The organism is Gordonibacter sp. 28C (assembly GCF_003339845.1).
Classification (GTDB): domain Bacteria; phylum Actinomycetota; class Coriobacteriia; order Coriobacteriales; family Eggerthellaceae; genus Gordonibacter.
The window spans coordinates 272156-297953 of sequence record NZ_PPTR01000003.1 but is presented as its reverse complement, the minus strand read 5'-3'; the positions used below and the strand labels follow the sequence as shown (position 1 = coordinate 297953).

22 protein-coding genes and 1 riboswitch are annotated in these 25798 nt (G+C 64.0%); of the genes, 15 read left to right on the top strand and 7 right to left on the bottom strand.

Going from position 1 to position 25798, the window contains the following annotated elements:
* The first annotated feature begins 225 nt into the window (after positions 1-225).
* The 10 genes from C1878_RS05475 to C1878_RS05430 all read left to right on the top strand — a co-directional run bounded on the left by C1878_RS05475 (position 226) and on the right by C1878_RS05430 (position 13414).
* Complete coding sequence (locus C1878_RS05475) at positions 226-1470, top strand: MFS transporter (protein ID WP_158539732.1); 1245 nt, start codon at positions 226-228, stop codon at positions 1468-1470.
* A gap of 141 nt (positions 1471-1611) precedes the next feature.
* Complete coding sequence (locus C1878_RS05470) at positions 1612-3978, top strand: molybdopterin-dependent oxidoreductase (protein WP_114600680.1); 2367 nt, start codon at positions 1612-1614, stop codon at positions 3976-3978.
* Positions 3971-4306 (top strand): 4Fe-4S dicluster domain-containing protein, encoded by a 336-nt coding sequence (locus tag C1878_RS05465; protein WP_114600679.1) that lies wholly within the window; start codon positions 3971-3973, stop codon positions 4304-4306. Before C1878_RS05470 ends, C1878_RS05465 begins: the two co-directional genes overlap by 8 nt.
* A gap of 71 nt (positions 4307-4377) precedes the next feature.
* Positions 4378-6693: a molybdopterin-dependent oxidoreductase gene (locus C1878_RS05460; protein ID WP_114600678.1), complete on the top strand. Its 2316-nt coding sequence runs from the start codon at positions 4378-4380 to the stop codon at positions 6691-6693.
* A complete protein-coding gene (locus C1878_RS05455; protein WP_114600677.1) occupies positions 6690-7028 on the top strand; it encodes a 4Fe-4S dicluster domain-containing protein in 339 nt (112 codons plus the stop codon). Before C1878_RS05460 ends, C1878_RS05455 begins: the two co-directional genes overlap by 4 nt.
* Before the next feature lie 100 nt (positions 7029-7128).
* Complete coding sequence (locus C1878_RS16540) at positions 7129-7353, top strand: hypothetical protein (protein ID WP_158539731.1); 225 nt, start codon at positions 7129-7131, stop codon at positions 7351-7353.
* A 74-nt stretch (positions 7354-7427) separates the two neighbouring features.
* Positions 7428-8642 (top strand): CynX/NimT family MFS transporter, encoded by a 1215-nt coding sequence (locus C1878_RS05445; protein WP_114600675.1) that lies wholly within the window; start codon positions 7428-7430, stop codon positions 8640-8642.
* A gap of 239 nt (positions 8643-8881) precedes the next feature.
* A complete protein-coding gene (locus tag C1878_RS05440) occupies positions 8882-10105 on the top strand; it encodes an aminoacetone oxidase family FAD-binding enzyme (RefSeq protein ID WP_241963618.1) in 1224 nt (407 codons plus the stop codon).
* A gap of 147 nt (positions 10106-10252) precedes the next feature.
* Positions 10253-11530: an ATP-binding protein gene (locus tag C1878_RS05435; protein ID WP_241963617.1), complete on the top strand. Its 1278-nt coding sequence runs from the start codon at positions 10253-10255 to the stop codon at positions 11528-11530.
* Between the two features lie 9 nt (positions 11531-11539).
* Positions 11540-13414 carry an NAD(P)/FAD-dependent oxidoreductase gene (locus tag C1878_RS05430; RefSeq protein WP_114600672.1) on the top strand — a complete coding sequence of 625 codons (1875 nt, stop codon included), beginning with the start codon at positions 11540-11542 and terminating at the stop codon, positions 13412-13414.
* 394 nt (positions 13415-13808) lie between these two features.
* Here C1878_RS05430 and C1878_RS05425 read toward each other — a convergent pair whose 3' ends face one another.
* Together C1878_RS05425 and C1878_RS05420 are read right to left on the bottom strand one after the other, a co-directional pair.
* Positions 13809-14327: a cob(I)yrinic acid a,c-diamide adenosyltransferase gene (locus tag C1878_RS05425; RefSeq protein ID WP_114600671.1), complete on the bottom strand. Its 519-nt coding sequence runs from the start codon at positions 14325-14327 to the stop codon at positions 13809-13811.
* Between the two features lie 218 nt (positions 14328-14545).
* Positions 14546-14944: an MGMT family protein gene (locus C1878_RS05420; RefSeq protein ID WP_114600670.1), complete on the bottom strand. Its 399-nt coding sequence runs from the start codon at positions 14942-14944 to the stop codon at positions 14546-14548.
* 373 nt (positions 14945-15317) lie between these two features.
* On the opposite strand from C1878_RS05420, the gene C1878_RS05415 reads away from it, so the two are divergent.
* From C1878_RS05415 to C1878_RS05405, 3 genes are read left to right on the top strand one after another with little or no spacing between them, the layout of a single operon-like run.
* Positions 15318-16901, top strand: coding sequence for an efflux RND transporter periplasmic adaptor subunit (locus tag C1878_RS05415; protein ID WP_114600669.1), 1584 nt, complete (start codon positions 15318-15320; stop codon positions 16899-16901).
* A gap of 4 nt (positions 16902-16905) precedes the next feature.
* Complete coding sequence (locus tag C1878_RS05410) at positions 16906-17733, top strand: ABC transporter ATP-binding protein (protein WP_114600668.1); 828 nt, start codon at positions 16906-16908, stop codon at positions 17731-17733.
* Entirely contained in the window at positions 17730-18923 is a 1194-nt protein-coding gene (locus tag C1878_RS05405) for an ABC transporter permease (protein WP_114600667.1), read from the top strand. Before C1878_RS05410 ends, C1878_RS05405 begins: the two co-directional genes overlap by 4 nt.
* A 34-nt stretch (positions 18924-18957) precedes the next feature.
* Here C1878_RS05405 and C1878_RS16980 read toward each other — a convergent pair whose 3' ends face one another.
* From C1878_RS16980 to C1878_RS05380, 5 genes are all read right to left on the bottom strand, one after another.
* Positions 18958-19257, bottom strand: coding sequence for a DUF2284 domain-containing protein (locus tag C1878_RS16980; protein WP_114600666.1), 300 nt, complete (start codon positions 19255-19257; stop codon positions 18958-18960).
* Positions 19254-19529, bottom strand: a complete 276-nt coding sequence (locus C1878_RS17070) for a DUF2284 domain-containing protein (RefSeq protein WP_158539730.1) — start codon at positions 19527-19529, stop codon at positions 19254-19256. The genes C1878_RS16980 and C1878_RS17070 overlap by 4 nt, the downstream gene beginning before the upstream one ends.
* Positions 19530-19593: 64 nt before the next feature.
* Positions 19594-20514, bottom strand: coding sequence for an AEC family transporter (locus C1878_RS05390; RefSeq protein WP_114600664.1), 921 nt, complete (start codon positions 20512-20514; stop codon positions 19594-19596).
* Between the two features lie 2 nt (positions 20515-20516).
* Positions 20517-21188 carry a hypothetical protein gene (locus C1878_RS05385; protein WP_158539729.1) on the bottom strand — a complete coding sequence of 224 codons (672 nt, stop codon included), beginning with the start codon at positions 21186-21188 and terminating at the stop codon, positions 20517-20519.
* 79 nt (positions 21189-21267) lie between these two features.
* Positions 21268-22065, bottom strand: coding sequence for a nucleoside phosphorylase (locus C1878_RS05380; protein WP_158539728.1), 798 nt, complete (start codon positions 22063-22065; stop codon positions 21268-21270).
* A gap of 127 nt (positions 22066-22192) precedes the next feature.
* A riboswitch (cobalamin riboswitch) is annotated at positions 22193-22405 on the top strand.
* Positions 22406-22679: 274 nt separating this feature from the next.
* On the opposite strand from C1878_RS05380, the gene glmL reads away from it, so the two are divergent.
* On the top strand, positions 22680-24305 hold the full coding sequence (gene glmL, locus C1878_RS05375; protein WP_114600661.1) for a methylaspartate mutase accessory protein GlmL: 1626 nt from the start codon (positions 22680-22682) through the stop codon (positions 24303-24305).
* A 127-nt stretch (positions 24306-24432) separates the two neighbouring features.
* Entirely contained in the window at positions 24433-25797 is a 1365-nt protein-coding gene (locus tag C1878_RS05370) for an MmgE/PrpD family protein (protein ID WP_114600660.1), read from the top strand.
* Position 25798 lies beyond the last annotated feature (1 nt).

Sequence of the window (25798 nt, the reverse complement as noted above, 5' to 3'; positions counted from 1 at the left end):
CCCCTTGAAAGCGAGGACGCTTCCTTCGACTATATTAGAACACACGCGGATAATACCGCCAATTCCAAAGTGGAATGAAGTTGATGCTTGAGCGGCATGCGGCTACTCCCAATCGTCATTTTTTGTATGCATCGCCGCCTTCCTATACTTTCATCGTTCGAGGGAGCTCGAACAGGTAGGAGGAGCATATGCAACGCAGGGGTTCTCCGAAGAAAGGGGAGTAGGATGAGTACTCAAACTCAGGAAAGACTCGGGAAGATCATGGTGCCTATCATGGCGATCTTCGCCCTGGGGGCTTCGCAAGGAGGTGTCAACGCCGGTATGGCGACGATGTCGATGGCGTTTCCCGACGCCGGGGCGAACATCGCCTACATCGTGAGCATCGTGGCCCTGGGCATGATACCCTCGGGCATCATCTCGGGTGCCGTGACGGGCAAGTTCATCAAGTACCGCACGTCCATCATCGCCGCGATCGTCCTCTACGTGATATCGGGCTGCTGGCCCTTCATCGCTCAGGGAACGTCGTTCGAGGCGCTGCTCGTTTCGCGCTTCATATTCGGCTTTGCCGTCGGCTGGTCGTACCCCTTGGCGCAGGCCTTGGTGTTCAAGTCCGTGTCCGACGAGCACAAGAGGGCCTCGTGGCTGGGAGTGGGCATGTGCTGCTTCAACCTGGGCAGCATGATCATGGAGTTCGCGGGCGGCTACCTTGCCGTCATCAGCTGGCAGGCGTGCTTCCTCGTGTACCTGATCGGCATCATTCCGCTGGTCGTCGTGATATTCACGCTCAAAGAGCCCGAGACCGACGCCCAGCAGGCCGAGGACCTGGCGAAGGCCACGGGCCAGGCCGTGAAGGCGAAGATCCCGCCCATCACGTTCTGCTACATGCTCATGCTCACATTGGTGACCGGCTTCGCCATGCCGACCATCCTGTACTGCTCGTTCGTCATCGCCGACCCCATCGTCGCGGGATGGATCCTGTCCGCCATGACGCTCGTGGGCGCGGCTTCCGGCTTGACCCTCGGTCCGGTTTACAAAAAGCTGGGGAAGTGGACGCTTCCCCTCTCCATCCTCGTGCTGGGCGTTCTCTACGTGGCAGCTGCCGTGCTGTCCCAGCCGGGATCGTTCAACTTGGCGTTGTACGCCGTTGCCTTCCTTGTCGGGCACTGGGGCTTCGCCATTATCATCCCGGGCACGGGCGACATGGTCACCAACCTCACGCCCATCGCCGCGGCAACGCGGGCCATGGGATTCAACACCGCGTTCCACCAGCTCGGCTGCTTCATCGGTACGCCCATCGCGGCGCTGGTCATGAGCCTTGTCGGCGGGGCGTCCGTCATCGACGTGCTGCTGCCCACGGCCATCGCGATCATCGTCCTCGGCGTGATCGACCTCGTTCTGGTCGGCTGCACCAAAATGGAGAAGTACGGCGACGCCTACGGGAAAATCGACGCGGGATCCATAGAAGACTAACCAGACAACCGAACCATGGGCCTCTTCGAGAGGCAGAGAATCGCGCTTCCAAGAGAAGCGCTTAGAAAAGCGTTGCTTGTTTCGGTTCGTTTCCACCTATCTGGACGTTAAAGGCGAGAGGTTCGAAGAGAGGAGTTGCACATGTCGCAAGACTACTATGAGAGCCATCGAGGTGAGTGGCAGTGGCAAGACGGCGACTACACCGTCACGCGCACCACCGCTTGGTCGGGACCGGGCTGCCATGACGGCTGCGGCGTTCTGTACTACACCAAGAACGGCAAGCTGGAAAAGGTCGAGGGCGATCCCGACAACCCGTTCAACCAGGGGACGCTCTGCATGCGCTGCCTGGAAATGCCCGAGTTCGTGAACAACCCCGCTCGCTTGGGCCATCCGATGAAGCGCGTCGGCGAGCGCGGCGAGAACAAGTGGGAGCGCATCACTTGGGAAGAGGCGCTCGACATCGTCGAGGAGAAGGTGCGCGCCATCTGGGCGGACTACGGTCCGGAATCCATCGTCTGCCACATCGGCACCGGCCGCAATAACTGCGACCAGATCCCCTACCTGTGCTACGCGGCCTTCGGATCGCCGAACTTCTCCATGGGTTATTTGGCCGGCGATTCCTGCTTCTGCCCGCGCTCGGCGTCCATGGCGTCCCAGAACGGCGACTTCATGATAGCCGACTGCTCGCAGCAGTTCGAGAAGCGCTACGACGAGAGCACGGGATGGCGCTGCCCCGAGGTTATCGTGAACTGGGGCTGCAACGCCGTCGTGTCCAACTCCGACAACTTCTACGGCGGCTGGATCGTCGACTGCATGCAGCGCGGATCGAAGATGATCACCGTCGATCCGTCGCTCACCTGGTTGGCCGCGCGTTCCGAGTACTGGCTGCGCGTGCGCCCCGGCACCGACGCGGCGCTGGCCATGGCCATGCTGAACGTCATCATCTCGGAGGACCTCTACGACCACGACTTCGTGGAGTGCTGGTGCTACGGGTTCGACGAGCTGGCCGAGCGCGTGAGCGATTGGACGCCCGAGCGCGCCGCCGAGGTGTGCTGGGTTGACGCGGAGGACATCGTCGGCGCTGCCCGCATGTACGCAGAAGCCAGTCCCGCCGCCATCCAATGGGGTTTGAAACTCGATCAGACCACCAACGCCACCGCCACTGCGTGCGCCGTCAACTCGCTTTGGGTCGTGACGGGCAACGTCGACAACCCCGGCGGCAACATCATCATCCGCAACGCCTTCGACCAGAACCTGTCCTACGGCTACGGCTACCACCTGCTGTCGCCCGAGGTTCAGGCGAAGCGCCTGGGCGCCGAGTTCCCGCTGATGAGTCGCGCGGGCTACAGTTCGTCCGCCCACGCCGACTCCGTGCTGCAGGCCATCGAGACGGGCGAGCCGTATCCCATCCGCATGGTGTGGATGACGTCCACGAACCCCATCGCCAACATGGGCGCCGACGCGCCGCGCATCTACCGCGCTTTGAAGGGCGTCGACTTCGTGGTGGTCAACGACCTGTTCATGACGCCGACCGCCGTCGCCTTCGCCGACTTGGTCCTGCCGGCCGCCATGTCGCCCGAACGAAACTCCCAGCGCTGCTGGTGGGTGCCGAACCGCACGCTCACCAAGGTCACCCAGTACGAGGAGTGCGTGTCCGACGACGACCTGGTCACCATGGTGGGCAAGCGCCTGCATCCTGAGAACTTCCCGTGGGACGACAACATCGGTTGGATCAACCATATCTTCGAGTACGAGACCAACGACAAGCTGCCGTACAAGAGCTTCGAGGAAGCGCAGAAGGCGGTGTGGTCCTACCCCGAGTTCCAGTATCTCAAGCACGAGAAGGGCCTTCTGCGCCCCGACGGCCAGCCGGGCTTCAACACGCCGTCCGGACGCATCGAGCTGTACAACACGAACCTGATGCTGTGGGGCTACGATCCGCTGCCCGATTTCAAGGAGCCCAGCTGCTCGCCGGTGAGCAACCCCGAGCTCGCCGAGAAGTACCCGCTGGTGCTCACCACCGGCGCGCGCTCCTTCGAGTTCTTCCATTCCGAGCATCGTCAGGCGGGGACCGTCTCGCGCGAGCTGCACCCCGACCCCTTGTTCGAGATGAGCGCCAAAAGCGCCGCCGAGCACGGTTTGAGCGAGGGCGACTGGGCGTGGATCGAGAACCAGCGGGGCCGCTGCCGCCAGAAGCTGCACGTGAACCCGTCGCTCGACGACCGCGTCGTGCGCGCCGAGCACGGCTGGTGGTTCCCCGAGACCGAGGGGGCCGAGCCCAACCTCTTCGGCGTGTTCGACTCCAATATCAACAACCTTACCCCGCAGTGCGAGAACGGCGACACCGGTTTCGGCGCTCCGTACGCGAACCAGCTGTGCAGGGTGTACCGGTGCACCGAGGAGAACAGCGAGGTTCTGCCCGGCGAGCAGGTGACCAAGCACGGCGGCTATTCCAAGGTCATCGACGAATCCAACGGCGACGTGAAAGTAGGTGCCATCTATGGCTAACGCGCTCTTGATCGACTACGAGTTCTGCACGGGCTGCCACGCCTGCGAGGTGGCCTGCAAGAAGCACCTCGGCCTGCCGCAGGGCCAGTTCGGCATAAAGCTGCTGCAGGACGGCCCGCGCGAGCTTCCGGGCGGCGGCTGGGAGTACAACTACCTGCCCATGCCCACCAGCCTGTGCGACATGTGCGCCTCGCGCCTGGACGAGGGCAAGGACGCCGCCTGCGTCCACCACTGCCCGGCCCACGCCATGCGGTTCGGCCCCGCGGACGAGGTCGCCGCGGCGGCCGCCGAGAAGGGGCGCCGCGCGATGTTCGTGCCGACGGTCTAGCCGCTTGCCGCCATCGAATCGTCGGGGGCGTTTCGGCGCCCTCCGATCTTGGACACACGAAAGAGGAGATTATGGAAGACTATTACGAGAGCCATAAAGGCCAGGTGGAATGGCAGGACGGCGACTACACCGTCACGCGCACCACGGTGTGGTCGGGCCCTGGATGCCACGACGGGTGCGGCGTGCTGTACTACACCAAGGACGGGAAGCTCGAGAAGGTCGAGGGCGATCCCGATTGCGCCTACAACCAAGGTACGCTGTGCATGCGCTGCCTCGAGATGCCCGAGGCCGTGAACAACCCCCGTCGCCCCACGCAACCGTTGAAGCGCATCGGCGAGCGCGGCGAGAACAAGTGGGAGGGCATCACCTGGGACGAAGCCTACGACATCATCGAGGCGAAGGTCCGCAGCATCTGGGACGAGTACGCCCCCGAGTCCATCGCGTGCATGATCGGAACGGGCCGTGCGAATTGCTGGCAGGTTCCGTACCTGTGCTACTCGGCGTTCGGCTCGCCGAACTTCTGCCTGGGATTCCTCTCCGGGGAATCCTGCTTCCAGCCCCGTTCCGCCGCCATGGCCTCCATGAACGGCGACTTTCTGATCGCCGACTGCTCGCAGCAGTTCGAGAAGCGCTACGACACCGAGAACACCGAATGGCGCGTGCCGGAGATCATCGTCAACTGGGGCTGCAACGCCGTGGCCTCCAACTCCGACAACTTCTTCGGCGGCTGGATCGTCGACTGCATGCAGCGCGGCACCAAGCTCATCACCGTCGACCCGTCGCTGACCTGGCTCGCCGCGCGCTCCGAGGTGTGGCTTCGCCTGCGCCCCGGCACCGACGGCGCCTTGGCCCTGGCCATGCTGAACGTCATCATCGAAGAGGACCTGTGGGACCACGATTTCGTCGAGAACTGGTGCTACGGGTTCGACGAGTTGGCCGAGCGCGTGAAGGAATGGACGCCCGAGAGGGGCGCTGAGATCTGCTGGGTCGAGGCGGATGCTATCCGTGCCGCCGCCCGCCTGTACGCCGAGGCCAAGCCCGCCGCCATCCAGTGGGGCCTTCCCATCGACCAGGCCGTCATGGGCATCCCCACGGCGCAGGCCATCAACGCGCTCTGGGCGATCACCGGCAACACGGACGTCCCCGGCGGCAACATCATCATCCGCAACGCCTTCGACCAGAACGTGTCGTACAACTACGGTTACAACAACCTGCCGGCCGAGGTCCAGGCGAAGCGCATCGGCGCCGAGTACCCGCTCATGTCGAAGGCCGGGTTCAGCTCGACGGCCCATTCCGATTCCATCCTGCAGGCCATCGAGACGGGCGAGCCGTATCCCATCCGCATGCTGTGGCTCACCTCCACCAACCCCATTGCCAACATGGCATCCGACGCTCCCCGCGTGTTCCGTGCGGTGAAGACGGTCGACTTCGTCGTCGTCAACGACCTGTTCCTCACGCCCACCGCCGTCGCCTTCGCGGACATCTTCCTGCCCGCCGCCATGAGCCCCGAGCGCGACATGCAGCGCGTGTGGTGGGTTCCGCTGCGCGGCATGAAGAAGGTCGTGCAGTACGCCGAGGCGAAATCCGACGACACGGTGGTCACCGAGCTGGGCAAGCGCCTGCATCCCGAGAACTTCCCCTGGGACGACGACAAGGGGTGGACGGACAACATCCTGCGCACTGAGACCCCGGGCTACGACGGCGGCTACGACGACCTGTGCAACCGCGACGTCTGGGTCTACCCCGACTTCCAGTACCGCAAGCACGAGAAGGGCCTGCTGCGCCCCGACGGCCAGCCGGGCTTCAACACGCCAACCGGGCGCGTGGAGCTGTACAACTCGGTGTTCTCGCTGTGGGGCTACGACCCGCTGCCCGATTGGGCCGAGCCCTCGTGCTCGCCGTACGCTTCCCCCGAGCTCTACGAGGAGTACCCGTTCGTGCTCACCACCGGCGCGCGCTCCTTCGAGTTCTTCCATTCCGAGCACCGTCAGCCCGAGCTGACCTCCCGCGAGCTGCACCCCGACCCCTTGTTCGAGATGAGCGCCAAAAGCGCCGCCGAGCACGGTCTGAAGGAGGGCGATTGGTGCTGGCTCGAGAACCACCGCGGCCGCTGCCGCCAGAAGCTGCACGTGAACCCGTCGCTGGACGACCGCGTCGTGCGCGCCGAGCACGGCTGGTGGTTCCCCGAAAGGGAGGCTGCCGAGCCTTCGCTCTACGGCGTGTTCGACTCGAACATCAACAACCTGCTGCCGCAGTGCGAGAACGGCGTGACGGGGTACGGCGCGCCGTACAAGAACCAGCTGTGCAAAGTCTATCCGTGCACCGAGGAGAACAGCGAAACGCCGCCCTCCCTGCACGTCACCAAGATGGGAGGCTACTCCAAATGACTGTTAACGCGCTCTTGATCGACTACGAGTTCTGCACGGGCTGCCACGCCTGCGAGGTGGCCTGCAAGAAGCACCTCGGCCTGCCGCAGGGCCAGTTCGGCATAAAGCTGCTGCAGGACGGCCCGCGCGAGCTTCCGGGCGGCGGCTGGGAGTACAACTACCTGCCCATGCCCACCAGCCTGTGCGACATGTGCGCCTCGCGCCTGGACGAGGGCAAGGACGCCGCCTGCGTCCACCACTGCCCGGCCCACGCCATGCGGTTCGGCCCCGCGGACGAGATCGCCGCGGCGGCCGCCGAGAAGGGGCGGCGCGCGATGTTCGTGCCGACGGTCTAGCCGCTTGCCGAAGGGGCCGTATCGAAAGTCGCCGCCCGGCGCTCTCCGTCGGCCCCTTCCCTTTGTTTTGAAAACCAGTATCGAACGAAAGGATTTTCATATGTGCTTCAGGCCAGCAACCGTAGCTCCCGACAAAACATGCCCCGCCTGCGGGGAGATGTGCAAACCGGAGCTGGACGCGTGTCCGAAATGCGGTGCCGAGCTCCCGAAGGCGTCCATGCCGCCCATGCCCGGCGCCCCCGGCGCGGCGGGCGCTCCCGGTATGCCCAAAGCCCCCGGCGCCCCCGGCGCGCCCAAGCCTCCGAGCTCTCCCGGCATGCATTAGGCGCGTTCGTCCTGGCAGCCCGACCGAACAGTTCCGTTGGTCTTCCGATGAGTCTTTTTCCTTGAGAGGTTGCGATGGAGTATTCCAATCATCCAGCGCGGCAGTACCAGAACTGCATCGCAGTGGCGGTCCCGCTCTTTCTGGTCGCCACGGCGGTGACGGCGATTCAGTACAAGATACCCACTATCATGGTTCCCGTCATGCAGCAGTTCGGGGTGGGCGCCTACACCGCCTCATGGCTCATGTCGATCTTCACGTTCGTGGGAATAGTCTTCTCCTTGCCGGTGGGGGTGCTCGCGCGCAGGTTCCAGCCAAAGAGGATCATCCTTGCCGCCGTGGGTTTGGCGTGCGTTGCCTCTCTTGCCGGGGCGTTCGCTCAGAGCGTCATCCTGCTTCTGGCAACGCGAGCGTTGGAGGGCGTTTCGCTTGTGTGCATCATCGCGTGCGGGCCCATCGTGATCCAGCAGGGCGTCGATCCTGGCAGGAGGGGGACCGCGTCGGGCATATGGATGCTCGGTGGCATGATCGGCGCCACGTTGGCCGGCGTGACGACTCCCATGCTTTACGCGTGGATCGGTTTTTCCGGGCTGTGGCTCGCCTACGCCGCCTTCGCCGCCGTCGCCGGCGTCGTCCTTGCCGTCGTGGTGAGAACTCCGGCGGCAGACGGGGGCGAATCGCGTGCCGTGCGCGACGATCAGCCCTTCCGGGAGAGGTTCAAGGGGGAATACGGTGTGTTCGCCAAGCCGAACACGTGGGCCTTTTACCTTCCCTTCGGCATCTTCCAGATACTGCTGCTGTCGGTGCTTTCGTACGCGCCCACCTCTCTGCAGCAGCAGGGCATGGATGCGTCCTTGTCGGGATTCGTGAGCACGCTTCCCATGCTCATCGCCGTCGTGTCGTCCGTCGCGTTCGGCGCGCTGTCGGACGCGCTGCATCGCTGCAAGCCGCTGTTCGTCGTGGGGATGCTGGCGATGGCCCTTTGCACGCCGGTGCTCCTGACGTTTTCGGGGGCTCCCCTGTGGATCGCCGTCGTGGCGATGGGCCTGCTCGCCATGGGCGTGCCTACCGTTGCCATTTCCGCCTATCCCTCGATCCTGGGCGATCCGAAGCTGATGACCGTGGGCATGGGCGTGCTCATGCTGGTGCAGAGCGTGGGCCAGTTCCTCGGGTCGCTCGTTCCCGCCAGCCTGCTCGGCCCCGACTTGTCCCAATGGACGCTGTGCGCCGCCGTGCTGTGCGGGCTCGGGCTCGTCGGCACCGTCTCACTGCTGGCGTGCAAGTTCAGGTAATCGCTGCGTGTCTGAAAAGGGGTTGTTCCTGAAGTCGCCTAAACACCCTTCGCTGGGTGGGGCTCGCCTCGTCCGTTCAAGAGACGTGACTTCGCAGATTGAGCGGGCGGAGCAAGCCCCGACCCTGCGGAGTGATCGTCGAGCGCGCGTTGCGGCAAGGCAACAGGCTGTGATTGCGGTGCGCGCCGCGAAACGCTTTCCGCATGGGCGCGGTGCTCCGCTTACACTATAATGGCGGCATGAAGAAACTGGCTATCATAGGCGGCGGGGCCGCCGGATTGGCGGCGGCCGTCTCCGCCGCGCGAGGCGCGGCGGGCGGCGTCGACGTCTCGGTGTACGAGGCCGACGAGCGCGTCGGCCGTTCCATCTTGGCCACGGGCAACGGACGGTGCAACTTCTCGAACGCGCGCGTCGACGCAGGGGTGTATCGCAACGCGGAGTTCGTGGCGGCGGCGTTCGATGCGCTCGCCGGGAATGCGGCGGAGTCGGGCGACCCGGTGCACGCGTTCTTCGCCGACCTCGGCCTCGTGTGGCGCGAAGAGGGGGAGGGGCGCCTGTACCCGCTCGCCAACAAGGCGTCGAGCGTGTTGAACGTTCTGCGCTCGGCCGCGGCCGACTTTGGCGCGGTCGAGGCGTGCGATCGCCGGGCGGTGCGCCTGGATGTGCCCGAGCGTCCGGGCGGGCGCTTCCATATCCGCTTCGCCGACGGCGCGGTGGAGCATGCCGACGCCGTGGTGCTGGCCACCGGCGGCCGCACGGCGCGCGAGCTGTTGCCGGCGGGCATCGCAGTTTCCGGCACGCGCCCGGTGCTTGGGCCGTTGCGCACCGCAACCGACGTGGTGAAGCACCTGAACAACATACGCGTGCGCGGCGCCGTGTCGCTTGCCGGGCCCGGCGGCCAGGTCAAAGCGCGCGAGGTGGGCGAGGTTCTGTTCCGCGATTACGGCGTGTCGGGCATCGCGGTTTTCAACCTGTCGCGATTTGCCGAAGCGGGCGACCTGCTGCTCGTCGACCTGCTGCCCCAGGTGCCCGAGGACGGCTGCGCGGGGTTTTTGCACGCGCGCCGCAAGCGGTTCGCGGCCGACGGCCGCCCGCTTTCGCGCGAGGCGTTTTTGCGCGGCATGCTGCTGCCGGCGGTGGCGCGCGCCGTGCTGCACGAGGCCGGCCTGGCACCCGAGGCGCCGCTCGCCAATCGCGACGTGGCGCCGCTGGCCGAAGCGCTCAAGGCGTTTCCCCTGAGCGTGGAAGGCATCGGCGACGAGCGCCAGTGCCAGGTGCGCCGCGGCGGCGCGGACGTCGCCGCGTTCGACCCTCGCACGCTGGAGGCTCGCGCCGTTCCCGGTCTGCACGTGGTGGGCGAGGCCCTAGACGTGGACGCTCCCTGCGGCGGCTACAACCTGCATTGGGCCTGGGCGAGCGGTATCTTGGCGGGCTGCGCGGCTACCGCGCGCTTTCGCGGGTGAAGTTAATTCCATGATATGGTACAGAAAGTGTCGATAATTTTTCAAAAATGGCATCATTCGATGCATTTTTTCAATGCAAATTAACACTTGCTGTATACTAGGCTGAACGGTCGATGCACTGGGAGGATGCGCATGGAACGCACGGTCATGAAAAAGCTTGAAGCCTGGAAGCGCAGCCCCTTCCGCAAACCGCTTGTCGTGCAGGGCGCGCGGCAGGTCGGCAAAACGTACACCCTGCTCGAATTCGGAAAGCGCGCGTACGAGAACATAGCCTACATCAACTTCGAGACCGATCCGCGCTATCGCGAGCTGTTCGACGAAAGCATAGCTCCGGATTATCTGGTGCCGCTCTTGTCGCGGGCGTCCCAGCAGACGATCACCACCGAGAAAACCCTGATCGTGTTCGATGAGGTGCAGTTGTGCGAGCGCGCTCTCACGTCGCTCAAGTACTTCTGCGAACAGGCGCCCGCCTACCACGTTGCCGTGGCGGGAAGCCTGCTGGGCATTGCGGTGAACCGCGAGGAGTACTCTTTCCCCGTGGGCAAAGTCGACATGCTCACCATGCACCCCATGGATATGGAGGAGTTCCTCTTGGCCATGGGCGACGGCGAGCTTGCGGAGCGCATCCGACGGTGCTATGAACGCGACGAGCCGTTGCCGTCCCTTCTCCATCAGGCTGCTCTCGAACGATACCGCGAATATTTGCTGGTGGGGGGAATGCCGGAGTGCGTGCTCCAGTACGCTCAAACCCAAAACCATGTGCTCGTGCGCCATACGCAGGAAACCATACTCATGAGCTACCTGGCCGATATGAGCAAGTACAATTCGACGAGCGAGAACAAGAAGACGCGGCTCGTGTACGACAACATTTCGGTACAGCTCTCGCGCGACAACACGAGGTTCCAGTACAAACTCGTCAAGAAAGGCGGCCGCGCCGCCGAGTTCGAGAACGCCATCGAATGGCTCAAGCTGTCGGGCATAGTCGGTCAAGTCTTTCGAGTTGAGCAGGCTCGCAAGCCGCTTGAGAACTACCGCGACATAGACGCGTTCAAGCTTTACGTGTCCGACACAGGGCTTTTGGCGGCGAAGGAGAACCTCGAGCCCGTCGACGTGCTCTACGGTTCGCACGACCTTGACGATTTCCGAGGAGGGCAGACTGAAAACTACGCTTACACGCAGATGAACGCGCACGGATACTCCTGCTACTACTGGAAACCGGACAGAGGAGCCGAGGTCGATTTCGTGATCCAGCGGGAAGGCGCGATCGTTCCCGTGGAAGTGAAAAGCTCCGATGGCAAGGCGAAGAGCCTGCACCTGTTCATGGAGCGGTACCGTCCGCCGTACGCCGTCAAACTTTGCGCGCGGAACTTCGGCTTCGAGAGCGACGTGAAAACGGTGCCGCTGTACGCGGCCTATTGTTTGTGAGGGACGGCCATGCTTGAGGTATCGAACGTGAGGCTGCCGCTCGACGCGGGGCTGCCGGGTGCGGCGGGCGAGGAGCTCGTGCGCGCGGCGGCGGCACGGGCGCTGGGCGTTGCGCCGGCGGACGTGCGCGAGGTGCGCCTGATCAAACGCAGCGTGGACGCGCGCAAGAAGCGCGACGTGCATTTCGTGGCCACGGTCGGCGTGGAACTGGTCGACGCCGCCCTCGAGGACCGGGTGCTCGCGACCGCCCGGGAGCGCGGCGGTGCCGGTGCCTCGGCGGGCACGCACGTCAGGCTCAGCGAGCCGTACGAGCCGCTCGCCGTGCCCGATCTGGGCGCGGCAGCCGGTGCGGAGCCGCGTCCGGTGGTGGTGGGCGCGGGCCCCGCGGGGTTGTTCTGCGCGCTCTACCTGGCACGCGCGGGCTTGCGGCCGCTCGTGCTGGAGCGCGGCGGCGACGTGGACGAGCGCCTGCGCGCCGTGGCGTCCTTCGACGGCGGCGGCGATCTGGACCCGCACACGAACATCCAGTTCGGCGAAGGCGGGGCCGGAACGTTCTCGGACGGGAAGCTCACCACGAACATCAAGAATCCGCTCGCCAAGCATGTGCTGCAATGGTTCGTGAACGCGGGCGCGCCGCAGGAGATACTCTGGCAGGCGAAGCCCCACATCGGCACGGACGTGCTGGTGGGCGTGGTGCGCGCGCTGCGCGAGCAGATCATCGAAGCGGGCGGCGAAGTGCGCTTCGGCACCCAGCTCACGGGCCTGCGCTTCGAGGGCGACGTTCTCTCCGAGATCGAGGCCGCCGACGTGCGCACGGGGCGCGTCGAGCGCGTGTCCGCGCGCCGCGTCGTGCTGGCATGCGGGCACTCCGCGCGTGACACGTTCGAGGCCGTTCTGGCAGTTGGCGTGCGTATGGAGCAGAAACCGTTTTCCGTGGGCGTGCGCATCGAGCATCCTCAGAGCGCCGTCGACGAGGCGCAGTACGGCGCGGCGGCCGCGCATCCGGCGCTCGGCGCGGCCGACTACAAGCTGGCCGTTCATTTGCCCGCGCCGAACGGCGAGCGCGAGGGGCGCGGCGTCTACACGTTCTGCATGTGCCCGGGCGGCCAGGTGGTGTGCGCGGCCAGCGAGCCGGGCGGCGTGACGGTGAACGGCATGAGCCGCTTCGCGCGCGACGGCGAGAACGCGAACAGCGCGCTTCTGGTGGGCGTGGGACCGGAGGACTTCGAAGGCGACCACCCGCTTGCGGGCGTGGAGCTGCAGCGGCGCATGGAGCGCGCCGCCTACGATGCGGCCGTTGCGGCAAGGGGCCTTCCGTACCAGGCGCCGGCTCAGACGGTGGGGGATTTCCTGGCCGGCCGCGCGGGCTCCCCGAGCGCGACCGTGCGTCCCACGTACGCGCGCGGCGTGGCCTGGTGCGACCTGCGCGACTGCCTGCCGACGTTCGTCGCCGACGCGTTGGCCGAGGCGCTTCCGCTGCTCGATCGCAAGCTGCACGGGTTCGCCGACGCCGAAGCCGTTATGACCGGCGTGGAAACGCGCAGCTCCAGCCCCGTGCGCATCGTGCGCGACGAGGAGCTGCAGGCGGTGCTGGATGTCCCGAAAGGGGACAGTCCCCTTTCGGGACATCCAGCCGCGGCCGACGCTGCGGGTGCGGGGTTGCGGCCTGCGACAAGCGGCGGGGTCGACGCGATCGGCGGCGAGAGCGGGGCGGTGCGCGCGCATGAGACGGTCGCGACAGGAAAGGCGGAGGGGCTGCGGCTCGCGACGGGTAGCGGCCTTTACCCCTGCGGAGAGGGCGCCGGTTACGCCGGGGGCATCATGAGCGCCGCCTGCGACGGCCTGCGCGTGGCCCAGGCGGTGGCGGAGGCGTTCGCCGAATAGCCCGCTTGCTCGCGTCGATGCGGTTAGCTGAATCGGTCTGCTCGGTTGCGGTTGGCTGGATCGACCCGTTCGGCGAGGCTGCGTAATAGTTTTTCGCGGGTTCTGTGCAACTTTTTCGAAGCTGTGATGGCTTTTTAAGCCTGAAACGAATCTCCTGCGATACTTGCACGTGCATTTCCCCTGTTCGCGATATTCGTGCTGCTTCGAAAAACCCTTACGAGCCATCATAGCTTCGATTTTTTTGCATGGCCCTCGCAAAAAGCCGCTTGGCTGTGAGTCGGAGCGCTGGAAAAGCGGGCGCCACCGGGCGGGCACGCGGTGCGGGCGGCGCGAACGCGCCGGGCGGTCTTGCCGAAGGATGGCGAAGGAAAGCCTGGCTTCCCGCTAAAGCCAGCTAGAACTCGATGCCGCGACGGGCGGGCACGCCGTCGCGGAAATAGTGCTTCACCTCGCGCATCTCGGTCACCAGGTCGGCCGCCGCTCTGATGTCGCCGCCGGCGCCCCGGCCGGTGAGCACCAGCTCAACGCCCGCCGGACGTTCGCGGATCAGTTCCAGCAGCGAGCCGGTGTCCAGGTAGCCGAGGGCGTCGGCTACGTTCGCCTCGTCCAGCACCACGATGTCGTAACGCCCGCTCAGCAGCGCTTCGCGGGCCCGCTCGAGGCCAGCCCGTGCGGAGAGCGCGTCGGCCTGCGGGTCGGGGGCGGCGATCTCACCGCCCGTGCCGTACTGCTCGGCCTCTATGCGGTCGCCGAGCGCCCGAAACGCGGCTAGCTCGCCCGTCTCGTTGTTCTTCATGAACTGGCCGAAGTACACGCGCAACCCCGCGCCCGCCGCCCGCACGGCCAGCCCGACGGCAGCCGTCGTCTTGCCCTTGCCGTTGCCCGTGTACACCTGCACCTTGCCTTGGTCCATGTCGTTCCTTTCGTTGAAGCTTGCGTTCGAGCGCCGTTTGGCGGCCGCCACGCAGGGGGTGCGTGTCCCAGCCGTCAAAACGTCCGTTTTCTGTAGTCGCTTTATAGAGCAAAGGCTCTGCTATTGCCATCTATCTGGGGAAGCGAACCCTTTTTGAGCGCCAAGGGCGGCGCGCTCACCTTGCGGAATCGGCGAAACGGCGCTTTCGGCGCATCCCCTCAGTCGCCCAGCTCGCGTTCCCAGTCGAAATCGGTCGGCGGCGCGAGCGGCAAGTCGCCGCCGTCTTCGCCGTCCATCCGTCCATCCCATTGGCAGGCGTCCATGTCCACGTGCTCGTCGTCGGCGAACGTGACGCCTTCCTCTTCCAGCATCTCGCGCTGCACGTCGGGGCCGCCGAACGCATAGCCTTTGCACAGGCCCCCGTCCTTGAACACGATGCGGTGGCAGGGTATGTTGTTCACCTCGGCGCCCGGGTCGGGGTTCGCGTGCAGCGCGTATCCTACGTACCGCGCCGAACGCGGCGCACCCACCAGCCGCGCCACCTGGCCGTACGAAGCCACTTTGCCGCGCGGCACCTCGCGCACCACCGCGAACACCTTCTCCGAGAACTCGCCCATGCCGCTTCCCTTCTGCCTGCGCTCCAAACGTTTTTCGCAAGGGTACCGTATTGTCCTGACGGGTGCAAAGGAACGCAGCGCGCCGAAACCATGTCCTTTTACGGTGCGCGCGGGCTCGGGGGCATGGGAGGATGGACTGTGGCGGAAGCCGCCCGCCTGCCCGCCCGCCCGCCCGCCCGCCCGCCTGCCTGCCTGCCTGCCTTAAATTCTTCTCCGCCGGTCTTCAGGTTTCCTTAACAGGTGTGTGGATTCGGCCGCACCCCGAACGTTCCGGGAATCCCCTTCCCTTTTTCGCTCCGGGCCTCTATTCTTGGGCGAGGAAGTTGACGTTCGGTTCCGGGGTTCCGAGCGCTTTTCACAAGGGAGGTCCACGATGGCACTGCGATGCAACCGCCGAGGTGAAGGGGAAGACGCGGGCGACCGCGCATCTTGGAGCGCCGGGGGCGGGGGAACTTGGCCCGCCGCCGAGCATCCCATCGGCGCGCCCGTCTCGCCCGCCGCAACCGCCGAGCTCGCCGACGTGCCGGCTCCCGGCGGGCCCGGCGCGGCCGATCCCGCATGGGGCGACGGCCTGGTGGACGCGTCTGCCCTTGCCGACATGCAGGCGTTCAACGATCTGAAGGCGAAACGCAAGAAGCAGAAGAAGCGCAAGATCATCACGGCCGTGGCCGTGGTTGCGGGCTTGGCCGTGGTGGCGGGCGGCGTTGGTTTCTGGTACGTCGGCGACCAGGCGGCCCGCGCCATGCAGGAGGCGGGCATGCAGTTCGCGCCCGTCGAGCAGGGCACGTTCACCCAAACCGTCTCGGCGTCGGGCAACCTGCGCCCCGTGGCCTCCGTGAGCGCCACGCCCGAGGTGGACGGCATCGTGGGCGAGGTGCTGGTGTCGGAAGGCGACGCCGTGGCCGCAGGGCAAACGCTGTTCACCGTGGTCAACGCCGAGTTGGACAAGGCCGTGACGCAGGCCGCCCAGGGCATCGAAGAGGCTCGCAACGGCGTGGCCCAGGCGCAGAACGCCGTCAACGACGCCTACCGCGCGAAGGAGCAGGGGCGGCAGGCCGCCGCCGACGCGCAGGCGGCAGCGGCGGCGATGGCCGCGGCGGGCGGCGAAGCCGGCACGGGGGCCGCCGCGGCGGCGTGCGGCCAGTCGTTCGACGAGGCCGGCGCCGATTCCGCCATCAGGCAGGCGGAGCTGTCGCTGAACAGCGCCAATCTGGGCCTGCAAAACGCCCAGGCCGCCTACGACGAGGCGGTGGCCCGCGCCGAGAAGCGCACGGTGACGTCTTCCATCGCAGGCAGCGTGGTGGCGGTGAACATCGAGCCGGGCAAGGCGCTGGGGGCGACCGCCTCCGGGGCCGGCACCGGCTCGCCCGTGCAGATAGCCGACCTATCGCAGATGAAGGTGTCCATCGGCGTGAACGAGATAGACATCCTGAAGGTGAGCGCCGACCAGCAGGCCACGGTCACGTTCACCGCCGCGCCCGATTTGCAGCTTCCCGCCAAGGTCGTGCGCATAGCCACCACGTCTGCCGGCTCGGGCGACGGCGCGGCCGCAGGCGCATACGGCGGTTCGGGCGCCGCGGTCACCTACGCGGTGGAGCTGCTCATCGAGACGCCCGACCCGCGCCTGAAGCCCGGCATGACGGCCAAGGCCACCATCGTCACGCAGACCATCGAGCGGGCGCTCATGGTGCCCATCTCGGCGGTGCAGACCGACGGCTCCGGCGGCGGCTACGTCATGGTGCTCGTCGATCCGGAGACGCAGGAGACGGAGATGCGCAAGGTCGAGACGGTGGCTTCCGACGGTCTCACCACGGTGGTGAAGGGCGACGTCAAGCCGGGCGATTCCGTGGTCGTGGGCGGCGGCGCCCTGGGCGGCATGGACGCGTCGCTCGCCGGCGGGGGAGCGGTCTCCGATTCCGGTGCGGTCGTGTCCGGCGACTCCGTCGTGGTGGGGTAGCGCCGTGCCTGCCGCAACCGTCGTCGAGGCGGTCGACCTGCACCGCATCTACGAGAGCGCCTCGGGCTTCACCCACGCGCTGCGCGGCGTGTCGCTCACCGTGGTCCAAGGCGAGTTCTTGGCCATCATGGGCCCGTCCGGGTCGGGGAAGTCCACGCTCATGAACCTGCTGGGCTGCCTGGACACCCCCACGCGCGGCCGCTACCTGCTGGAGGGCGTGGACGTGGCCGCCTACCGCGAGGACGAGCTGGCCGAGATCCGCGCCACGCGCCTGGGGTTCGTGTTCCAATCGTTCAACCTGCTGCCGCGCGCCACCGTGCTGCGCAACGTGGTGCTGCCGCTCATCTACACCGCCTGCCCGCGCAAGGAGCGCGAGCAGCGCGCCCGCGCGGCGTTGCGCAGCGTGTCCATCGACGAGCGGCTGTTCGACCATCGCAGCAACGAGCTGTCCGGCGGCCAGATGCAGCGCGTGGCCATCGCGCGCGCCCTGGTGAACAACCCGGCACTCATCCTGGCCGACGAGCCCACCGGCAACCTGGACACCGCCACGGGCGACATGGTGCTCGACACGTTCAAGCGCCTGCGCGACCAGGGCAAGACCATCGTGCTCATCACCCACGAGCCCGAGGTGGCCGCCCACGCCGACCGCGTGATCCACATCCGCGACGGCCGCCGCTACGACGACGCGCCCGACTCCGGTGTTCCGCGTGCCGAAGGAGCCAGCGCCCCTGCATCCGCAGCCGGCGCCCTGGCTGCGGGCGGCCCCGGGGCCTCCGTCCCGCCCGCCCCGGTTCCCGGCGACCCCCGCGCGAAAGGGGGTGCGCGCCCATGAGGTTCGGCGACCTGCTCTACGAAACGTGGCACGCGCTCTCGGCCAACAAGGGCCGCTCGCTGCTCACTATACTGGGCATCGTCATAGGCATCGCGGCCGTCATCGCCATGACCTCGCTCATCGGCGGCATCCAGAACATGCTCATCGGCGAGCTGGGGCTGGCCCAGGCGCGGCAGGTTTCCATCAGCGTGAACGCCATGGAACCCGTCGACTTCGACGATGTGGACCACCTGGCGAAGGGCATGCCAGACTACGAGATACTCACCGGTTCGGGCATGACGTCGGTGGAGACGACGCTGGCCGACGGCACCAAGTCGTACGCGCAGATCGTGGCCGTGAAGCCCGACTTCTTCACGGCGAACGGCTCGAAGGTCGCCGAGGGCCGCTTCTTCACGGCCGGCGAGGAGGCCGCCGCGGCCCGCCTCGCGCTGGTGGACCAGTCGTCGGTGAAGGAGCTGTTCGGCAACGCCGACGTGGAGGCGGTGGGCAAGACGCTGCATCTGGGCAACGACGACTTCACCATCGTGGGCGTCATCGAAAGCTCGTCGCTCATGTCGTACGGCGTGACGGTGTACCTGCCCTACACCACGGCCGAGACGCGCGTGGGCGGGATGTACGGCGTGTCGCAGATCATCGGCTTCGCGAAGGAGGGCACGGACATGGACCGCCTGACCGAGACGACGAAGTCCTACGTGGCGTCCTACTTCAACGTGTCTCCGGAAGACGGCGTGTACGTGTACGCGCTCGACTCCATGATCAAGCAGATGGAGTCCATGATGGCGTCGTTCTCGCTGCTCATGGGGGCGGTTGCCTCCATATCGCTGTTCGTGGGCGGCATCGGCATCATGAACATGATGCTCACGAACGTAACCGAGCGCATCCGCGAGATCGGCCTGCGCAAGTCGCTCGGCGCGCGCCGGCGCGACATCACGAAGCAGTTTTTGCTGGAATCCATCATGCTGTGCGTGGCGGGCGGCGTGTTCGGCATCCTGTTTGGCTTCCTGGCCGCCTGGGGCCTGGGCGGCGTGATAGGCATGGTGCAGGCGGGCATGACCGTCACGCCCGTGCTGGCGCCGGGGGTGGTGGCCCTGGCGGTGGGCGTGTGCGTGCTCATAGGCGTGGTGTTCGGCTACTACCCCGCGCGCCGCGCCGCCAAGCTCGACCCGGTGGAGTCGCTGCGCTACCAGTAGCGGCAGGGTGCGGAGGCTCGACTGGGCGCGATTCTCAGCTCAGCAAGCCTCCGACGAGCTGGTAGTGCGCGGGAATCTCGCCTGCGCTCGCCCAGACGAGATCGAGGCCGAACAGCTCGCGTTGCATAAGCCCCACGTCTCCTCCCAAGGACTCGATCGAAAATCTGAGCGTTTCGGGAGACGCGCATTGCCGCCCGAGCGTTCGCCTGCAGGGAGCCGTGCAACGGCTGCATGACCCTGGGAAAAGCGCTTTCGAACCGGGGGTTTCCCGTTCGCGCTCGAGCAGGCCGTCTTCGAGGTCGCGTTTCGCCTCTGCGAGTGCGGTCCATTTCATCGCGTCGACTTCCGAGGCGGGGTGTTCGGCGGTGTCAAATGGGGGGGGGGGAACTCGATGACGAAGCAGATCACCTCGAGCTGCCGGTATTGCGCCCAATACTCAAGCGGTTCGAAGTCGAACGGCGGGCACGTCCACTTCGCGTTGTAGTTTCGACATGCTTTGCATAGTGCACCAAACCGCTCGACGTCGACGAACCTCTTTGTCACTTCGTCGGTTGCGACAAAAGATCGCCTTGTTTCGATCCGATGGGGAAGGAATGCCGAAGCCATGCGCGCGTCTCCTTTCTTGGACATTGTCTAAACCGCACACGAGCATCTTGCGAGGAGAATTCTTCTATCCGATCAGGTATACCAAGAGCGGTATGGTTCCGACCGAAAGCAGAGTGGAAAGAAACACGCCGCGTGATGCGAGGCGGTCGTTTCCTCCGTATTGCAAACAGAGTAGAGTCGCGTTTGCCGCAACCGGCATCGCCATGAGAAGGGCGCCTATTTTGACAAGCAAGGGATTCTGAACGACGAGCGACAAGATGGCGAGCGACACGGCGGGCACCAATACCACTTTTGCGAAGGAAACCAGATACAGGCCTGGGTTCGCGAATACGTCTTTCGGCGTTTCCTTTCCGAGCGATGCCCCGGTTATGAGCATGGCCAGGGGCACGGTGGCCGATCCGAGGGTGTCGAAGCATGTTTGGACGATGCTGGGAATTGGGAACGTCGTTAGATAGAGTGCGATGGCCACCACGGACGCGACAAGGCAGGCGTTCACAAACGATCGGGGGTTGACGTTGCGAATGCTCGATTCGTTCGAAACGAGGAATATCCCGATCGAAAACACGAGGAAGTTGAACGGCAGGTTGAATACGGTCGCATAAAAGACAGCTTCGGTACCGAATAACGCACCGATGACGGGCAATCCGATGAAGCCGGTGTTGCCGAACGTCGTCATGAACGAGCACAGGCGCCTGTCGCTGCGTGGGAACAAGGGAAGCCGTGAGATTGCGGTTCCAATGAGATAGGCGGCTGCGTAGCATGCGAGCGACGCGAGAAAATAGACGAATATTTCCGTCCCGCTTGCAGAGCGATCTGCGGAAAAACCAGATGAGACGATGAAGCAGGGAAGCGTGATGGACATCACCGTTTTGGTGACGGCTTTGCAGCTCGCGTCATCGAGTATGTGCAGCCGGCGTGCCGCAAAACCAACGATGATTCCAACGAACAGGATGATCATCTGCTGAAAGGCGGCTTCTACCCCCATGTCTACCGATCGCCCGCCTTCTTCGATCCCGAGGCACCCTTCTTCTTGTCCTGCTGTTTCTGCCAGGCGACTCTCATCGGCTTGAGCTTCTTGAGCTCAAGGTAGACGGCTCCGAACAAGAAGATGTACGAAGAGGTCAGAACGAGGATGGGCGTTGTGGTGTCGCTGGGATTCATTCTGATAAGGGCCATTGCGCTGAACATGATGACGACGGCTATGACGATGAGCACTTGCCATAAAAGGCGCGTCCGTTTGTATTCGGGCGTGGGAGGATGCTTGCTGCTCTTCGTCAAGCTGGCCGGGGGTTCCGGCGTCCGCTTCCCCTTTTTGCCGCCTTTGGTGCTTTTCGAGGGGTTCTGCTCCCTTTTCAATGCATCGTTCCAAGCGCGTATGTCGGCTTTTATGGGGCGCACGCGCGCAAAGGTTATGAACAGGACGACTGCGACGAAGATATAGCTGCCCATGATCATCATGAACTGAACCTCGCCATCGATGACGCCTCCCTTGTAAAGCGCCATCGACGCGCCTAGCAACGCGATGCAGCATGTCCCCAAGGCGAACACGGCATATCGATACTTCCGGTACATGTTCAACAAGGCAGTGATCGTCTCGTCGCTCGGTTGACCTTGTGCGGTTTGCTCGACGGTGGGAGGATGCGGAATATGATGTTTCATGACATGCTCCTCATTTGAATGAAGCAAGTGATAAGATTTATATAAACAAAAATAAATAATATAGTCAACTAAGTTATCTCTATTTTGAGTCGAAAATATCAATTCGAGTGGTTACGGCAAGCGCCATCTTGAAGGCGACCGCTCGTGCATCGAGGTTCGTTACCCAATCGCGCGCGTCGTGGCGGTTCGGTACGTAGAGACTGTCTCCGCTGTAAAGGATCTCGACGAAGCGCGCTCCGTAAGCCCGCGAGACGGCTGCCAATGCAGCGCATTCCATATCGACCGCATCGCAACCCTCGCTCTTTCTCTTCTCGATGAGGCATGGCGTTTCGCGGAAGAAACCGTCGGTTGTCCATGTCTTGCACGTGCGGAAAGGGGCTTCCTGCTCTTCGAGAATACGGCATGCCTCGTTGACCGCATCGATGTCGAGCACGATGTTGCGAGTGGGAGCGCAATAGCAAAACGAAGTCCCCTCGTCTCGCAGCGCTTCCGTCGGTACTAGTATCATGCCTGATGATATTGGTGTTAAGACTCCGCAGCCTCCGCATGCGACCAATACTTCAACTCCCGACGAAATAAGCAGGTCGGCCATGATGGCCGCAGCGGGCGCTCCGACCGGCGCTTGGACGAGGCAGACGTTCGTATTGCGAACGTGGTCGCGGTAGATAGGAAAGTCGCGGGTCTCCGAGTGAAGGACTGCGATTTGCTCGCATCCTCGTTCTTCAACATGGCGCTCCAAAACGTCGCCCATGAAGCTCATGAGGCAGCGAATGGGGAGGGCGCTGCCGTCGGAGGCGGCGAGGGGCGGGCGGGACATAGGGTTGCGCGGTTCGCTGCAGTCGTGATCGAAGAGCGGACAGTTTGTCATCTCGCTCATGCTGGACTCCCTTTCAAAATCGTATCGGGCTCTTTGTTTCATTGTACGATTTATTAACATATGATACAAATAAATAAAAATATAGTTAATAAATATTGACAATTAAGTTACAACATTTTAATCTATCGAACGAAAGAACGCTACGGGTTCGGTTGCATCATCGGCCGTTCAAGGGAAGCAGGTGAGAATCCTGCGCTGTACCGCAGCTGTGAGCGCATGAGCCGGTTCGGGGGACTTGGGTTCCCGAAAGCCACTGGGAAACCGGGAAGGCGAACCGGGCGGAGCGGAAAAGCCGCCCCCATGCCAAGCCAGAAGACCTGCCGGTAGCGAAAGAGCATGGCGGCGACGCGTATCGCCCTCCATGAGGCGCTTGGGAGCAACGGGCGCCGCGTAGCGAGCCTTAAACCGGCTCCGCACATGGAAGGGGACGAACGACATGTTGTGCACGTTCCGTCGCATCGATCTGAATTCCTTCGAAGAAGCGGCTCTTGCCTGCCTCGGCAGTCAATCTGCTTTTCTCGCCTTCGGCAGACGCCCGTAGGCCCGTTCCTCGGTGACTCACCGGGCCTACCTACCCCAACCCGGTGGTCAGAATTCCTCCTTCCCCTCCGAGTATGTGCCTCGGAGGGGCACAGGAAGGAAGGGCGTCAATCATCTCTCATCGCCCGAGTCTTTATCGGTTACGCAAGGCACCACCGGTTCTCATGATGAAAGGAAGGGGAGACAAGCTCATGGAAGCCTATCTGCTCATCGATTTTGGAAGCACGTACACCAAGGTTACCGCGATCGACCTTGAAGGGGAGATCGTTCTCGGCACGGCTCAGGCGTCGACCACCATCGAGACGGACGTTCGCGTCGGTCTCGACGAGGCGCTCGGGCTGCTTCAGGCCGCGTGCGGGCTCGGTCTTGACGACTACGTAGGAAAATACGCCTGCTCGTCAGCCGCAGGCGGTCTCAAAATGGTTTCGATCGGGCTCGTGCCGTCGCTTACGCTCGAGGCCGCCCGCCGCGCCGCACTCGGTGCCGGAGCCAAAGTCATCGGATCCTACGGATACGAGCTTTCGAGCGCGCAGGCTGCCGAAATAGAGAGGATGACGTGCGATATCGTCATGCTGGCGGGAGGAACGAACGGCGGCAACAAGGATGTGATCCGTCACAATGCCGATATGCTGGCGCAGACAAGCATAGCATGTCCTATCCTCGTCTGCGGCAACACGGCAGTGCAAGACGAGATCGCCCAGAAGCTCGAAGCATCGGGAAAGAAAGTCTACCTTGCTGACAACGTCTTGCCAGAAGTCGATCAGGTGCGCGTCGAATCCGCCCAGAGCGTCATACGGGAGATATTCGTCAAGCATATCACCAAGGCGAAGGGGCTCGAGTATGCGGCGAGGTTCATCGGCCGCGACATCATTCCCACGCCCAAAGCCTCGCTCAACGCCGCGACGCTTATCGCCGAAGGCTCCAAGCACGAGTCGGGCATGGGCAGCGTTTTAGTGCTCGAGATCGGCGGAGCGACCATCAACGTGCATTCCGTTGAGGAGGTGAAGCCCGTTACGCCGCAGACCATCGTGCGTGGTTTGCCCGAGAACAAGGTAAAGCGCACGGTCGAGGGCGACTTGGGCATCCGGTGGAACGCGAACACCATCTGCGAGCTGGTGGGCGTCGAGACGATCACCGACAATATGCGCGAGGTTGCTCCGGACGTCGACGCCGATTCCATCGACCCCGCCGCGTTCACCTCCTTTCTTGCTCACAACACCTCCCATAAGCCTGAGAACCCGGTGGAATGGGCCTTCGATATCGCCTTGGCGTATTCGGCCGCCGATGTGGCGGTTCGTCGCCATGCGGGGACGGCTCGCAAGGAGACGGTTGCCATTGGGGAGGTCGATGTGCAGCGAGGCAAGAACCTTCTCGACGTGCGCAACGTGATTGGGATCGGAGGGATATTCCGCTACGGGGAGCACCCTGAGCGCATCTTGCCTGCCGCCACCTACGATCTCAAGAACCCGGAAAGCCTCAGACCGACGCACCCGAATTTCTATTTGGACACGACCTATGTGCTCTACGCCGTGGGTTTGCTATCCCAAGACCATCCCGACCAAGCCCTGCGTATCGCGAAGAAGTACTTGAAGCCCGTCGATCCTGCGACGTCGTCCCCTGTATCGGGCGGTTACGCCGATCGCGGAAGCGCTTTAGGCGGGGTAGAGCATGGGGGCTGTGGCGGTTTGATGACCCACTGAACGGAAAACGTCCTTCGATCGCAACCGCAATGCGCGAAGGGGGCAACCAAGAAGACAAGCGCCGGCGAACCCGGTGCCGGTCGAGCTCTGCCGAAGGAGCAGAGTGCGAGATACGAAAGGATGCGGCATGAGGGTAGAAGACAAAGTGGTCTCTTTCATCGAGGATGCCACGTACGACGACCTGAACGCAACTGATATTGACATCGTGAAAAAGCAGATCCTGACCTATGTCGGGTGCGTGATCGCAGGCAGCTCGAACATGGGATGCGAAGAGGTCGTCGAGATCGCCAAAGACCTTGGGGGCAAGGAAGAGGCCACCATCCTCGTGCACGGCGGCAAAGTGCCGGCCCAGCAGGCTGCCTTCGCAAACGGCGTCATGGGGCGCGCACTCGACGTGTGCGACCACATCAAGCCCGGCATGCACGTCGGCTCCGGCATGATTCCCGCCATTTACGCCGTTGCCGAGATGAAGGGAGGGGTCAGCGGCAAGGAGTTCGTCAACGCCATCGCCGTCGGCGACGAGGTGGCTTTGCGCCTGAACCTGCTGGAAAAGGACTATCACGGGTTCGACCCGACGGGCATCGCCGGCGTGTTCGGGGCTGCTGCGGGGGCGGCGAAGATATGGGGAATGTCCCATAAAGAGATCCTTCACACGCTCGCCCTGGCGTTCAACCGCGCTGCGGGAAGCTTCCAGTGCAACATAGACGGCGCGTTGGCGGTGCGCGTTATCGAGGGATGGATCGGCCAGGCCGGCGTCGAGTGCGCGCGTCTGGCGTCCAAGGCCATCACCGGTCCCGTTGACTTCCTCGACGGCGTGTACGGGTACTTCAACCTGTTCACGAACGGGCGTACGAACGGCGAAGAGATATTCGCAGGTTTGGGGGAAGAGCCGCTGCACACGTACACGCTCGGCTTCAAGAAGTATCCGAGCTGCGGTATGACGCAGGGCTCCACCGAGCTTATCTTGAGCATGATGGCGAAGCGCGGTTTCTGTGCCGACGACGTCGAGCATATCGTGCTCACGATGCCGACCTACGGGTACAACTTGGTCGGCAATTTCAAACTGGGCGACAACCCCAAGGTCAATGCACAGTTCGGCACGCCTTACTGCATCGCCAACGCGCTTGTGCGCAAGGAGGTCAAGCTCGAGCACTTCGAGCCGGAGTTCATCATGAACGACGAGGTTCTGGAGTTCACGAAGAAGATCGAGTCTGTCTGCGACCCGAGCCTCGACCCCATCCGCCCGCACTATGCGTCCGACATCAAAGTCATCTGCAAGGACGGCAGCATCTACGAGGGTTCCATCGATATCTCGCCCGGCACCGAAGAGGCGCCGCTTAAGGACGAAGACTTCAAACGTCGTTTCTACGACTGCATCGATTTCGCGAAGAAGCCCTTCCTCGAAGAGCGGGCGGACGAGATATATCGGAAGTGCCTCGATGTTGCTGACATGGGAAACGTCGACGAGCTGTTCCACTTCATGACGAACTGAT